This is a genomic window from Alkalibacter rhizosphaerae (assembly GCF_017352215.1).
Classification (GTDB): domain Bacteria; phylum Bacillota; class Clostridia; order Eubacteriales; family Alkalibacteraceae; genus Alkalibacter; species Alkalibacter rhizosphaerae.
This window is the reverse complement of the sequence record NZ_CP071444.1, coordinates 1,972,005-1,986,275: the sequence shown is the minus strand read 5'-3', so window position 1 is coordinate 1,986,275 and position 14,271 is coordinate 1,972,005. Positions and strand designations below refer to the sequence as shown.

14 protein-coding genes are annotated in these 14,271 nt (G+C 47.2%); 3 read left to right on the top strand and 11 right to left on the bottom strand.

Annotated features, from left to right (window positions below):
- Positions 1-3: 3 nt before the first annotated feature.
- The 8 genes from J0B03_RS09875 to J0B03_RS09840 all read right to left on the bottom strand — a co-directional run bounded on the left by J0B03_RS09875 (position 4) and on the right by J0B03_RS09840 (position 8,479).
- On the bottom strand, positions 4-915 hold the full coding sequence (locus J0B03_RS09875; RefSeq protein ID WP_207299440.1) for a mechanosensitive ion channel family protein: 912 nt from the start codon (positions 913-915) through the stop codon (positions 4-6).
- Positions 916-1,051: 136 nt separating this feature from the next.
- Positions 1,052-1,906: a BCCT family transporter gene (locus tag J0B03_RS09870; RefSeq protein ID WP_207299439.1), complete on the bottom strand. Its 855-nt coding sequence runs from the start codon at positions 1,904-1,906 to the stop codon at positions 1,052-1,054.
- A 23-nt stretch (positions 1,907-1,929) separates the two neighbouring features.
- The gene (locus J0B03_RS09865; RefSeq protein ID WP_207299438.1) at positions 1,930-2,988 is read right to left on the bottom strand and encodes an IS3 family transposase; all 1,059 of its coding nucleotides are present in this window, start codon (positions 2,986-2,988) and stop codon (positions 1,930-1,932) included.
- Entirely contained in the window at positions 2,985-3,527 is a 543-nt protein-coding gene (locus tag J0B03_RS09860) for a transposase (protein WP_207299437.1), read from the bottom strand. Before J0B03_RS09860 ends, J0B03_RS09865 begins: the two co-directional genes overlap by 4 nt.
- 5 nt (positions 3,528-3,532) lie before the next feature.
- Complete coding sequence (locus J0B03_RS09855; protein WP_207299436.1) at positions 3,533-4,225, bottom strand: BCCT family transporter; 693 nt, start codon at positions 4,223-4,225, stop codon at positions 3,533-3,535.
- A gap of 16 nt (positions 4,226-4,241) precedes the next feature.
- Complete coding sequence (locus J0B03_RS09850) at positions 4,242-5,684, bottom strand: trimethylamine methyltransferase family protein (RefSeq protein ID WP_207299435.1); 1,443 nt, start codon at positions 5,682-5,684, stop codon at positions 4,242-4,244.
- Positions 5,685-5,715: 31 nt separating this feature from the next.
- Positions 5,716-7,011, bottom strand: coding sequence for an MFS transporter (locus J0B03_RS09845; RefSeq protein ID WP_207299434.1), 1,296 nt, complete (start codon positions 7,009-7,011; stop codon positions 5,716-5,718).
- A gap of 25 nt (positions 7,012-7,036) precedes the next feature.
- A complete protein-coding gene (locus tag J0B03_RS09840; protein ID WP_207299433.1) occupies positions 7,037-8,479 on the bottom strand; it encodes a trimethylamine methyltransferase family protein in 1,443 nt (480 codons plus the stop codon).
- Positions 8,480-8,669: 190 nt separating this feature from the next.
- Here J0B03_RS09840 and J0B03_RS09835 point away from each other — a divergent pair, with 190 nt between their 5' ends.
- Complete coding sequence (locus J0B03_RS09835) at positions 8,670-9,335, top strand: TetR/AcrR family transcriptional regulator (RefSeq protein ID WP_207299432.1); 666 nt, start codon at positions 8,670-8,672, stop codon at positions 9,333-9,335.
- Positions 9,336-9,406: 71 nt separating this feature from the next.
- On the opposite strand, the gene fsa is transcribed toward J0B03_RS09835, so the two are convergent.
- The 3 genes from fsa to J0B03_RS09820 form a co-directional block, all read right to left on the bottom strand.
- Entirely contained in the window at positions 9,407-10,042 is a 636-nt protein-coding gene (gene fsa / locus J0B03_RS09830) for a fructose-6-phosphate aldolase (protein WP_207299431.1), read from the bottom strand.
- A 121-nt stretch (positions 10,043-10,163) separates the two neighbouring features.
- Positions 10,164-11,330: a YgeY family selenium metabolism-linked hydrolase gene (locus J0B03_RS09825; protein ID WP_207299430.1), complete on the bottom strand. Its 1,167-nt coding sequence runs from the start codon at positions 11,328-11,330 to the stop codon at positions 10,164-10,166.
- Positions 11,331-11,343: 13 nt separating this feature from the next.
- Positions 11,344-12,531: a diaminopropionate ammonia-lyase gene (locus J0B03_RS09820; protein ID WP_207299429.1), complete on the bottom strand. Its 1,188-nt coding sequence runs from the start codon at positions 12,529-12,531 to the stop codon at positions 11,344-11,346.
- 114 nt (positions 12,532-12,645) lie between these two features.
- On the opposite strand from J0B03_RS09820, the gene J0B03_RS09815 reads away from it, so the two are divergent.
- Complete coding sequence (locus J0B03_RS09815) at positions 12,646-13,815, top strand: YibE/F family protein (RefSeq protein WP_207299428.1); 1,170 nt, start codon at positions 12,646-12,648, stop codon at positions 13,813-13,815.
- Positions 13,816-13,970: 155 nt separating this feature from the next.
- On the top strand, positions 13,971-14,237 hold the full coding sequence (locus tag J0B03_RS09810; RefSeq protein ID WP_207299427.1) for a metal-sensing transcriptional repressor: 267 nt from the start codon (positions 13,971-13,973) through the stop codon (positions 14,235-14,237).
- Positions 14,238-14,271: the final 34 nt, after the last annotated feature.

Genomic DNA, 14,271 nt, shown 5'->3' with positions numbered 1-14,271 from the left:
TTCTCACCTTCCATCTTCCTTTTTAAGCTGTACTTCTACCGACGGGATTTCCACCAGATGGAATGTTGCGGAGGCCAGCGCCACGCTGCTTCCTTCTTTTTCAATTCGCTCCAACAATCGGGTAAAGAGTTCGTCTTTTGTGGTGATCCTCTTTTTATAATCAACGACATATCGCAAAGTAAATTCCGCCCAATTGTCATTGGCGACAAGGGTCACCATGGGGTGGGTCGTAGCATCTTCGATCAGGAATTTTCGAACCATTTCTTTCCAGTATGTTGCCGCTTCCTCTGCATAGGTTCCGACCACTTCCTGCGCCACTTCCATGAGCATGGTCCTGGCTATTTGATAATCGCTTCCATACTTGATGGGGATCTTGATCTCATCCCACAAGAAGGGAAAATCGGAAGAATAGTTGTAGACAGGTTCCTTGAAGACAAAGCTGTTGCCGATGCGTACGATCCGGCCGTTATATCGATCCCCGTCGGACCAGCTGCCCATCTCCATGATGGTGGTCCGAAGGATACCAACGTCAATAACATCCCCCTTGATCCCGCCCAAAAGGACACGGTCTCCGGCCTTGTAGATGTCGCTGGACAATATGGCGATCCACCCTGCAATACTGACGATAACTTCCTGGAGGGCAAAAGCCACTCCTGCTCCCGCAATGCCAAAAAATACCGAGATTCCTTGCAGATCATCGATATAAACGAACAAGACAAACATCACGATCAAAAAATATCCGGTAATGTTGACGGCTTTTTTGGAACGGTACGAGTTGTTGCGATCCTTGACGTATTTTCCAATACGGGAGCGCAACAAATTCTTGATCGTGATGATCACAATAGCGCCGATCACGACGATCACCAGTTTACGAACCATAGGCTCGCTTAAAAACATTTGTAGGTACTCGTCCATGAAACTTCCTCCTGTCCCATTGAAGTTGCTGTAGTTCCATTATACCCTTCCCTAAGGGACGACACAAAGGGAAACAAAGGGGACGGTGACTTTTTTGCAAAAAAGTCACCGTCCCCAAAAAACAATAAAAATCTATTTACTTGCTGTATCCCTGTGTTCCAACCTTGATCGCACCAACGATCACCGCAATGGAAAAAAACATGGCTGGCAGTCCACCGATGTTGGAAAGCATCTTGACACCGGTGATCCCTTCTCCCGCAAAAAGCATGACCCAGGTCAGTCCGGCAATGATGATTCCCCAAACTACCTTTAACGCTTTGGAGGAATCCGGACTGTCCAAGGTGATCCCCTTGCTGCAAACTCCAGCAATGGCAATGGTCGTAGAATCGCTGGCGGTGACGAAAGAGATCAATACCACCAACAGATACAGCGGGATCATCACTGTCGACATGGGTATATTTTGCAACAGTTGATAGATCACGTTTTCGTAACCCAGTTGAAATGCTTCCAGGATACCGCTGCCAGGATGATTCAAATACATGTTGATAGTGGCTCCGGAAATGATCATGAACCAGATGATGCTGAACAGAGATGTGGCAAGCAGATTCATGAAAATGAATTCCCGAACCGTACGACCGTAGGCGATCCGACCTAAAAAAACAGCCGTGATGGGCGCCCAGGCCATCCAATTTCCAAAGTAGAACATGGGCCAGTCTTGGGCCCAGGAGTCACCCGAAATGGCTCCGGTAAACAAAGCGCGTGGAACAAAGTTTTGTACAAATGCTCCAATGCCCTCCATGCCAAAGGACAAGATGAAGACGGTACCTCCAAACAGCAGTACCATCCCCAACATGCCCAGATAAAAAAACAGGTTGATGTTGGACAGGATCCGAACTCCCCTCAAGATGCCGGAAACGGAAGATGCGATGAATAATACTACGATGAGTAGAATCGTAAATCCCCACAGCCCAGTACCGGTAATTGTCAACATAGTTGTCGCTTTTCTCAAATATGCTAGCATGCTTTTTCACTGTTTTTTTCTTTTGATGGATTCAGCCAAACGGCTTGTTCCATGGTGCAGTTTTGAACCGGTCCGGTCCATCGTTCAGGGTTCTTTGCCTTTGCAGTTTCCAGTATTTCTTTTCTTCTTTGAAGGATCTCATCGGACGATCCATTGTGTCTTTGGTTGGGAGTCAAAAATTTCAAGCTGCTGTGGTGGTGGTCATTATTATAATAATCAACGAAGGCATCGACCCATCTGCGGGCAGTTTCAATATCTGAAAATCCATTATGGGGAAAAGATGGCATGTATTTGACCGTTCGGAACATTGACTCAATATAAGCATTGTCATTGCTCACTCTTGGCCTGCTGTTGGATCGCACGATCCCTAGATTATACAGCGTTGTCAACAAGGAAGCACCTTTCATCGGACTTCCGTTATCAGAATGTAACACCAAAGGCTCGTTCTTCATCAATACATTTTCAGAGTACGCAGCCTTCTTCACAAGAACACTGGCGTTTTCAGAACTCTCGTGATCCCAGATCTCCCAGCCAACCACTTTGCGGCTGAATAAATCAATGATCATGTACAGGTAATAGTATATTCCTTTCACGGGACCGGGAAGCCAGGTGATATCCCACATCCAGACCTGATTGGGGCCTGTTGCACAATGTGTTGTAATATTCTTGCTTATGGGTGCTTTTGCATAGCCCCGATGATTGACTTGACCAAAATATCTCAAGACCCGATAAAAACTTGAAACCGAAGCGATATATATTCCTTCTTTATCAATGAGCTTATGAAAGACTTGATTTGGTGAAAGGCTTCGATGTTCCTTTTGGTTCATCACCTCCAGGATCCTCTTCTCCTCCTCCAAATGCAGCTTGTTTGCAGGTATGGGTCTTAGCGCATCCGGACGACCGTCTTTTGTATCGTTACCTTGAACTTTCCAGCGCTGGTAGGTCCTCTCGCTGATACCGACGACTTCGCAAGCCTTGAACTGTCTGGCTCCAGAAAGGACTGCTTCGTCGATGGCCACAACCACTTTGATGCGATTTGATTGGCTGGTCAATCTTCCTCGTCCGAACTCCAAATCGCTTGCATCTTTTTTTTTAATACCAAGAGTGCGGCAGCTTCGGCAAGAGCTTTCTCCTTGCGCTCCAGTTCCTTTTTTGTAAGTTTAAGCTCTGCTTGACTGTCCTTGAGTTCTTTTTTGACCTTGGATTCTTCAGCTGTTTCACCGGTGATGAATGCTTGCTTCCAGACTTCGATTTCCTCCGCATATATGCCTTTGCGTCGGCAATATTCTGAGAGCTCATGGTTGTTGAGTGGACTGGTCTCAATAATGATTTGCAACTGCATTTCTTTAGAATATTTTTGTTTGGAGCCTGCATGATCCTGATAGACCGTCCCTTTGGATTTTGCCTTTTTACGCCATTTATACAGGGTTTGTTCATGAACATGATACTCATCAACCAGTTCCTTAATGGACCTGTTTTCGGGTGGTAACATCAACTTGATTAATTTGTCTTTAAATTCTTTACTGTAGGTAGCCATATTGATCCTCTCTCTCTTGGCTACTAGCATATAATATTTTTGATCACCCGACAACTATCCTAACACAGGGGGGTACCGGGATCGACTCCCGTCAGTTTGCCGATGCCACCACTGATATTAAGCACACCCATTCCAAGAGATGCAGCCAAACCGGCAACCAAGGCAAAAACACAGAGAATATCGACCAGGGTATTGATCCATGGATTGTCTTGGTTTTTTATGATCGGTGCAATGGCAGCTCCCAAAGAAAAGTTGCGCTTCATATTGTAATAACCATAAGCAAACATGACGCCTGTCAACGTGTAAATGGCATAGGGCAAAAACGTCCAGTGCATGTAGATGGTGGACATGGAAAAAATCGCAGCTTCCGGCGATCCGGGAACCAACCCCAAGGATTCGGGAGGATATAGCAAATGCTGTATGGGTTCTGCCGCACCCCAAAATACGATGCCCGCTGCAATGGTGGTGCAGACCGTAATGGCAAACCAGTTTCTTTTACTCATCAGCGGCTTTGCTTCCGCTCCTCCCAATTTCGTCTTTCCAAAGGGGGAGAATGCCAGCCAAACACAAACCATCAACATGATAAAAGTAGTCAGCAGGAACATCCATCCGAATTTATCCAGGATCCAGTAATACAACCCGGTGGTCAGTGCCACAAAACCCTCATTGTCTACCAGACTAAAGACGATGGTGCCCAGCAACAACAAGAATACAGGCAAAAATACTCGATAATTGATTCGTACGTTGTTCATCTGCCGACTCCCTTCTTTAAAATTTAATGCTGTCCTTAAACGCTGCCGGAATGTATTTTTCGATCAATTCCAGCTGTTCTTTTTCCAGCGTAGGTGCCTGATAGCTTTCCAACCGGTCCATCACCTTTTCCCGTGCATTTTCCCGGACAGAGATACTGCCTTCTTTCTGCCACTGATTGGGATCTTCCTTGTTGAACAGCTTGGCCATTTGATACTCCTGTCGGAACATTTTGGGGGTGCGCCCTTGTAGATAGTTTCCTCGAGCACCTACTTTTTCAATCATATCATAACTCAAAGTATTGTCATCTACTGTGATCCCTGCCAGTTGTCTTTGTACCATGGCTATGATCTCTTCGTCCAGAAGAAACTTTTCAAAACTGACGATATTGAAGGTCCCCAAAACTCCGCACATGTGCAAAATATAGTCCGGTTTGCTGGCCAGTGTGGCCTGCAAAAGCATCATGGACTCGGCCCCTGCCTGGAAATCCACGTCTTTGGCATCGCTCAATGCCCCCCCGTTTCGAAATGGCAGCTTGTAAAAATCCGCCATCGCAGCCGTTGCATATGCGATCAGAGTCGCTTCCGGCGAGCCGATGCAAAGTTGGATGGTCCGCATGTTGGTGGACGCAGAAGTGTTCCCAAATACCACCGGCGTTCCGGGACGGACCAATTGGGCCAGCACCAGCCCGGCCAACGCTTCCGCCGTCGTTGTGGACAACAATCCGGCAACGGATGGAGGTCCTGTCAACAAAGGCATGGAACAGGGCGTAAACCAAAGTGCCTGGCCTTCATGACAGTTGGCGTACAGTTTTTCGATGGGTGCGTTATCGAAAGCCAAGGGAGATAGCGGATTGATCCCCTCCATGATAACTGGTTTGTCCTGGATCCCTTCAAAGTCCCGCACCAGCTGGATCCCTTTTTTTACCTTATCGTAAACTTGATCGGCTTCTACTCCATCCGTGATGCAATTGACGCTGAAGCGATACTTGGAGGAGTACTTCAATGCAAAGGCCATCCGTCCATAGATTTTTTGGTCCGAAGAGAAACCCGTCGTTTCCATAAATGGGTTGACCAGGCCATACTGGGTCACCGGACTGGTTTCGTTCAGTTTGAACTGATCCACCACATCCCGATTGGTCATTTTTCGAACTCTTCCACCATCTTGAATATAGATGTTTCCTCCGATGCCACCGGCCAGCATGCTTCCTCCGCCCAGGGTAGCATCCCCTACGGTATTGGCATGGATCTGGAAGGTTTCAGGGGCGGTTTTCACCGCCTCCTCCAGCATGTTCCTTGGAATAAAAACCTTGTTGCCCTCGACTCTGGCACCGTGCTCTTTGAAAGTGTCCAATGCCCGCTGGTTTTCAAATACCACACCGACATTTTCAAAGATCCGCACCACGTTCTCATGGATTCTTTCTACATCTTTTTTGGAAATAAATTGTTCATAGTATTTCATTTTTTCCTCCTATTAATCCCTAACAAAACGCTTATGCCGCTTCCGTAGGCTGGATCTTTTTCGCTGCTTTCAACTCTTTACGCTCCTGGTCCAGCTTGGCTATATTCTCCTTGTTCATTCTTCTAAAGACCAACAACATGACGGCGCAGAAGAGACCAAACCCGGCCAGAATGGTGAAAATGATCTTATATGCAACGTCCGGAGCACCTGCATTGCTGTCCAAAATTCTTCCGATGATGGGGGATAAGAAAATGTCCGGTGTGTATCCGATGGTCGCCATGACACCGATTGCCGTACCGGAAAGTCGCATGGGAATGCCCGCTTCTTTCATGGTTCCATAGTACAATCCTCGAGCTACTCCCATAAAGATGTTGAATACGGCGAACACGGCCAGGAACAATACGACCATTCCCGTCCCAGCGGGCAAATATCCGATCAACAGTACCGTTGCAACCAATCCCAATGCACCGATCAAAAGCATTTTACTGATACCGATTTTGTCTGCAACGACTCCACCACCCAATGCACCCAATGGACTAAAGTAGGCTTGGAACATTCCGATGAATGCTGCCGCCGCTACACTGATACCAAGTACGGAAGTAGAATAGTTGCTGATGTATCCGGTCACGGAACTTGTTACTGCATATGCACCCAAGATGATCAGGGACATGACCCAGATGTTTTTGTTTTTCAAACATTCTTTCGCAACTTTGAAAGGATTTTCTTGGGAAGCGTCTGCTTTTTCATCCTCAAAGGACAAGAATGTCAAAATCCCGACAGCTATAAGAAAAATTCCATAGAAATTGATGATGGCCTGCAGACCCAGTGTCATGCTGGCAAATCGTCCAAACCAAAAGACCAATGCCGTACCAACGACCATGTTGAAAAGTTGTCGTCCGGCTTCCAATCCGCCCAAAGCTTTTCCTTCACCAATGACTTTGCCGACTTGGCGGGTGGCTTTGATCAGCGCTGCCCAGAATGTCAACGTGGAAGTGATCCCCAACAAAGCATAGATGACCAATGCCATACTGTATCCCGGGAGTGTGCCAAACCACAGATTTAACAAACCGGTGGAGATAAATGAGAAAGTCAGCAGCTTTCGTGGCGATATTTTATCTGCAACGACCCCGCCGATAAAATATGTTGCAATGGTCAACGTACCATAAACGCTGAAAAGAACGCCGAACTGCTCGTTTGTCATGCTGAATGCTTCAATAAATGCATCGTAATAGGAATACCTCATGTAGGTCACCTGGTAAATGGACCAGCCTCCTGCGCAAAGGCAGAGAAATTGGATGATGGCGCGAAGCTTTTCGTTTTTAAACATCGATATTGCTCCTTTCTTGGTATCCTCAGATGGAGGATTTAAATTTGTCCGGCAGGTAAGCATCCAGCATGCTGGTCTGGCTTGGATCCATATCCGGTTGTTGATAACCCGCAATTCGTTCCATTACTTGTTCCTTGGCTGTTTCATAAACTGACTTTGAACCGTTTTGCTGCCAGTTGTTGGGATCATCCTTGCTGAAGCAGTTGGCCAGCTGGAAGTCGTCCCGGTACATTTTAGGAGTTCGCCCCTTCAGGAAGGACCCTCGAGGACCGATCTTGTGGATCGTGTCAAATGCCAGTTTTTCTTCGCTGGTATCCAAACCACGGATCTGTCGCTGCACCATTTTGGCGATTTCTTCATCCACGATGAATTTCTCTAAACTGACTACGTTGAAGGTTCCCATGCAACCTATATGATGAAGAACAAAATCCGGTCGAACGCTGTAGGTCGTTTGAAGCATCATCATGGATTCGGCACCCATTTGGGCATCCACATCTTTTGCATCACTGAGGGCTCCGCCAGTTCTGAATGGCACTTTATAATAATCCGCTAAGGCCGCAGTTGTGTAACTGACCAGGGAGGCTTCTGCACTGCCGATACCCAGTTGTATGGTTTTCATGTCCGTAGATCCGGAAGTATTCCCGTAGACTACCGGTGTACCCGGTTTTACCAACTGTATGAAGACAAGACCGGCCAGCACTTCCGCGTTTGTTTGGGACATCATGCCGGCTACGGAACCGGGAGATGTAAGCAGGGGCATGCCGCATGGAGAAATGGCGCAAACCTGACCTTCTTCGATATAAGCCATCATTTTTGTGATGGGGATATCGTCGTAACACAGCGGAGACAAAGGATTGATGATGGTAAGCATCATGGGTTTGTCATCCGATCCATAAAATCGTTTCATCAGCTGGATCCCTTTTTTTGAATATTCGTAGGCTTTTTCTTCCGAGTAGCCCATGACATAAGGATCTGCATGGATCTTGTATTTGCTGGAATATTTTAAAATGAATGCGATTTGAGCCAATGATTGTTGCTCTTCTGTCATTTTCTTCCCGTTCAGAAATGCAAAGTTCAAGTTGGCACCGTTGGTGATGGGCGAAGTCTCCGACATTTTGAATTGATCGATGGCGTCTTCACTTGTCATGCTAAAGATTCGACCTTCCTTTGCAATGTAGGCTGGGTGGCCGATCACACAAGTAAGCATGGAACCTTTACCCAATTCTTCCGTATCTCCCTTTTCATTGACTTGCATGGTGAAAGTCGACGGTGTGGTCTCCAAGCATCGGTTCAATGTCTCCTCATCGATGAAAACCAGATCCCCTTCTACTCTCACTCCGTTTTTTCGAAAAATGTCCAGAGCTGTTTCACTTTCAAACTTAACGCCGGTTTCTTTCAGGATCCGCAGCGTATTCTCATGGATCCGTTCCACATCTTGTTTAGAAACGTACAATTCGTATGCCTTCATTCCATTTCTCCCTCCTAATTCTGATTCTTGTAAATTCAAATCGGTATACCATTTCGCTTGTCGAATAGAATTATACTGTATAAAAATAATCACGTCAAGAACTTTTTTATACAGTATAATTAATTTTATCTTTTCCTGGATTTTGATGGTTATGTGGTATAATAAGGAAATACCGAAAGGAGTTCACCCAATGCCTACACCCAAAAAACGTCAAAAAATAAAAAAAAGCCAGTTAACAAAAAATAAATTGTTGGAAGTTTCCAATCATCTCTTTTACGAAAAAGGATACGAAGGAACAAAAATCAGAGAATTGACCCGATTGGCGGAGGTCAATCATTCATTGATCTACTACTATTTTCCGAATGGAAAAGTGGACATCGCATACAAGCTTATCGTCGCCCATGAGAAAAAATGCCTTCAAGCATTGAGAAAGTCCTACAAAGCCGAAGGTTATCTGATGTACACTCTGGTCTATCTGCGTTTTGTAGCCAGGGAACTGCTTCAATACGAAAAAGACATGGATTTTTATATCCAGGCTTGGTCTGAATTTCGTCCAGTACGTGGCTTGTTCATCGAAAACTATACAGCGGCAAATGAAGTAGGATTGACAGTGGATGCACCTACGGTGGAAAAAGCCACATTGATGGGGGACAGTATCTGGTCCGGCATGTACAAAGCCAAACAATCCGGGGCTTTTGATTTCAGCCATAAAGAGATTCGAGATGCAACCGACATCACTCGCTGGGTCTTCATGGGATACCCCATGGATAAAATAAAACAACACATCGAAAAAGCAGAAGGAATCTTAAAAGATATCCCACTTGCCGGCATCCGACTCCTGGAACCGGTAGAGTAAAAAAATGGGGACGGTAAAAAGGGGACGGTGACTTTTTTGCAAAAAAGTCACCGTCCCTAAAAAAAATCTATTTACTTGTTCCAATCCTTCAAAAACTTCTCGATCCCCTGATCCGTCAACGGATGCTTCAAGGAATCCATCAACACCTTGTAGGGTACAGTCGCAATGTCCACTCCGGCTGCCGCCGCTGCTACAATATGTTCCTTGTTGCGAATGCTGGCCGCGATCACTTCCGTCTTTATGTCATAGCGCTGGAATGTCCACATGATCTCCTCCAGCAAAGCGACTCCATTCGCCCCCACATCATCCAGCCGCCCTATGAACGGAGAAACATATGCCGCTCCCGCCATGGCGGCGGCCAGTGCCTGGGTAACACTGAAAACCAAAGTCACGTTGACCTTGATCAGCTCCTTGGACAATATGGAAGTGGCTTTGATGCCTTCCGCCGTCATGGGGATCTTGATGACGATGTTGGGATGGATCTTCTGCAGATCTTCCGCTTCCTCGATCATTCCTTCTGCTTCCAGTGAAATAACTTCTGCACTGATGGGGCCGTCTACAATATTGGCGATCTCTTCAATGACATCTTCAAACTTTCGTCCTTCTTTTGCGATCAATGATGGATTAGTGGTAACACCTCTGATGATGCCAAGTTCGCTGGCTTGTTTTATTTCGTCCACGTTTGCTGTGTCAATAAAATACTTCATATTCCATCCCTCCAATGGTTGCTTCTTCATATTTTGATTCATCTTATATATAGCCAAACGAGGGGATTGTAAAAGGGGACGGTGACTTTTTTGCAAAAAAGTCACCGTCCCCAAAAAAAAGCTACAACAAGTCGATCAAATTCACATAATAATCACAGGCCGCAGCGATCTTATCTACAGCGCAATGCTCATCCTTCATGTGGGCCATCTTGTGCTCTCCCGGCCCAAATCCAACAGACGGGATCCCCATGGAAACTGGCGTCACCGCGTTGGTGCTGAAATCCCAAAAATCAAATTCCGGCTCTTTCCCGAAGCAGCGCCGGTAGGCTTCCACGGATTTTTTATAAAGCAGGCTATCCTTATCCAACTCCCAAGCCGGATGAAAGGGTCTGTACGCGATCTCCTTGCCGGTCCAGGATCTTCGTTTTACCGTATCCAGGGTCCATCCAGCATCCTTTCCCTCTACAAGCTCCTCCATTTCCTCTACGACATCCTCCCAGGTTTCTCCAGGCACCAATCGCCGATCCAGATAGATCTCACACTCGTAGGGAACGGCATTCAAGCTGGCGGCGTTGGAAGTGATCCGAGACAAAACAAGGGTCTTTTTCATGCCTTCCCCGGCCGCCAGATCCAAATTCATTTTTTCCACTCGTCCAATGATCTGTGCCATTTCATAAACGGCATTGACTCCTTTTTCCGGAGCGGATCCGTGGGCGCTTTGTCCCCTGGTGGTGATGGTCATTTGCGCTTTTCCCTTGTGTCCGGTAACGATCTTGTTGTCCGACGGTTCGCAGGTGATATAATAATCCGGGCGCATCTCCAGTTGATCAAACAGGTGTTTTAGATTTTCTCCGTCGCAGTCCTCTTCAAAAACGGTACCGGAAACCAACAGGGTCTTCCCTTCCAGCAACCCCATCTCCTTGGCTACTACAGCTGCATAAATGCTTGCTGCCGCACTGGATTTCATGTCCACAGAACCTCGTCCATAGAGATTCCCATCCACGATCTCTCCACCGAATGGAGGGTAGGACCACTGGTCCGCATCGGGGACCCGAACCGTATCGATGTGGGAATCCAAAAGGATGCACAGGGGTCCGTTGCCCATTTTCCCGACCACATTGCCCAGGTCGTCCACCATCACTTCATCGAATTCCAACAACTTCATCACCTCGGCAATGGCATGGACCACTTCTTCTTCCTCCCCGGAAAAACTGGGAATGGAAACCAACCGGGATGCCAGACCAACCAAGGCCTTCTCATGTCTCTTTACTGCATTTGATATGTTCATATACAACGCTACCTCACTTTATTTTTTCTTCGGAAAAACCTCGTTCCGGTTCGTAAGGATAGGCTCCTTCCCACACCACTTTCCGGTAGTTGACGGGATCCGTATCCCCTTCTGTACTGATCAACAGTACCCGGGATGAATCCTTCAACCCCAAGGCCTCCTTGATGGGCGCCAGGGATGGATCTTGATGGAGGGCATAAAGCACTCCTGCACCAATGGCTCCGGATTCTCCAGATACCACGGGATCATCTCCGGTCAAAGGATTCCCCAGGATCCGCATGCCCAGGGCGCTCAAGGTGTCGTCACAGCTGAGAGCGCCAAAGACGTGATCCCGCAGGATCTTCCAGGATAGGCTGCTGGGTTCCCCACAGGCCAAACCAGCCATGATGGTATCCAGGTCTCCTTCCGCCTTCATGGGCTTACCCGTATCGGCCCGTACAGAAGCATAGATGCACGCTGCATGGTGGGGTTCCATAATGATCACCCTTGGCATCTCTTCTCCATAAACGGCAGCCAGGCAAGCAGTCATGCTGGCAGGAAAGCTGCCCACCCCTGCCTGAAGAAACACGTGGGTCGGCTTTGGACTGTCAATCATAACATCCAAAATCTCCGCCATGATGGTATAATACCCCTCCATGATCCACTTGGGGATGGTTTCATATCCTTCCCATGCCGTATCCTGGATCAGAATGCCTCCCACCTCATCAGCATAGGCAGCAGCATGGCGAACCACATCGTCATATCCCATGGGCAGGATCTCTGCCTCGGCCCCTTCTTTCCGGATATTTTCCAATCGGGTGGCTGCTGTCCCCTGGGGTAGAAACACAACGGCTTCATGCCCCAAGGTCTTTGCCGCCCAGGCGACACCGCGTCCGTGGTTTCCATCGGTGGCGGTAACAAAGATCTGTTTTGCCCCTTTGGGAGAACTTTCCAGGATCTGTTTCATGGCGTAGGATCCACCCAACACTTTAAAGGCGTTCAGACCGAACCTCTTCGATTCATCTTTCACCCAGATTTTCTCCACACCAAGTTTCTGGGCCAAAGAGGACAACTCCACCAATGGAGTTTTTTCATACTGGGAAAATCCCCGGTGATACAAGACCACTCCATCCATGGTTTCCTTGTGCCCAAAAAAATTCGACGGATCCGCCCTAATTTTTTTCCTGTTTTCGACCCATTGCAGCAATGGCTTTTGTTCCATGATCCCAACCACCAACTTTCCTATTTCAAATTTTCACTTTCCTGTGCTACACTAAGTATACTTGATAGCCTTATCCTGTGGCAAAAGATTGCACCAAAGAAAGGATATATTTTTATGAAGATCATACCAAAAAAAGCGAAGGACACAAACCCTGTAACCAACTATTTGATCACCCTGATGGTGGCTCTCGTCGTCCTTTTCCTTGCCAACCGCTACGTGACCAAAGACGCCACCCTGTTTCAAAACGAGGCAGAAATGGAAGTGGTCCGGGCCCAGGTCATGGGTGTGACCGACCGCCTGGTGGAGGATTACTCCTACGACGACGTCATTTCTCAATCCATTGAGGTTCAGTTTGATGCAAAAGTCGTCTCCGGTCCCAGAAAAGGAGAGATCCTTCCAGCCGTTCAACACATCGACTACACACCACCCTACATTTATACCAACGAAGTGACGCCGGGAAGCAAGATCCTTCTCATCGACGCCGGCTTTGACGTTTCCGAATGGCATTTTGTGGAATACATTCGAACGGACAAGTTGCTTATTCTGGGCGCCGTCTTTGTCCTGCTCCTATTGGTCATGGGAGGCATGAAGGGATTCAATACCCTTCTTTCCTTGGCATTGACCTTTGGAGCCGTATTCGCCGTGCTGGTTCCTGCCATCCTGTCCGGACGCAACATTTACCTGTGGGCCATCCTCACCTGCTTCTATTCCATTTTGACTACGCTGATCATTCTAAACGGATGGGATCGAAAATCATGGGTCACCATCCTGGGTTGCTTTGGTGGTGTACTGGTGGCAGGATCCATCTCCTGGATCATGGACCGTTCCTTGGCACTGACCGGCGTGACCAGCGATGAATCCATCTACCTGGCCTACCTTCCAACCGAAGTACCCATCAACCTTCGGGCCATCATCTTTGCAGCCATCATCATCGGCGCCATGGGGGCCATCATGGATGTGGCCATGAGCATTTCATCCGCACTTACGGAAATGAGGCGGCAAACACCCGTCATTACCCAAAAGACCCTCTTCCGGTCCGGCATCACCATCGGCAAGGATATTATGGGGACCATGGCCAACACCCTGGTACTGGCTTATGTGGGAAGCGCCTTGGCCATGGTATTGCTGCTGGCCGTATCCGACACTTCCCTGATGTTTTTGTTGAACCGGGAGATGATCGTGGTGGAGATCCTGCAAGCTTTAGTAGGTAGTTTCGGTATCTTTTTTGCCATACCCATCACCAGTTTTTTTGCTTCCGTCATGTTGCCCAAAAGCGATCTTTAATGAATAAAAAGCTCCTTCCAGGTAAACAGTTGAAAAAAACTGTCGACCCTGGAAGGAGCTTTTTTATGGAATGGTATTGACAAAACCCACTAAAGATAGTAAATTAGTAGTGTAAACCCCTCCCCCCTGGGGTAGGCATGTAAGGAGAGAATACAATGAATGATGATCAAAAAAAAGCATTGCAAACATTAAAAACAGCAAAAGGCCAAATCGAGGCAACCATTAAAATGATGGAAGACGATCGATATTGCATCGATGTTTCCAACCAGATCTTGGCTGCCCAATCCCTGTTGAAAAAAGCGGATCTATTAATAATAAAGCAACATATCAACAATTGTGTTCGAGAAGCATTTGAACAGGATCAGGGAAAAGAAAAGGTCGATGAAGTCATCGAACTGTTGGCCAAAGTAATTGGTAAGTAAATATATATTGAAACGTCTACTACAGAAAGGAAGA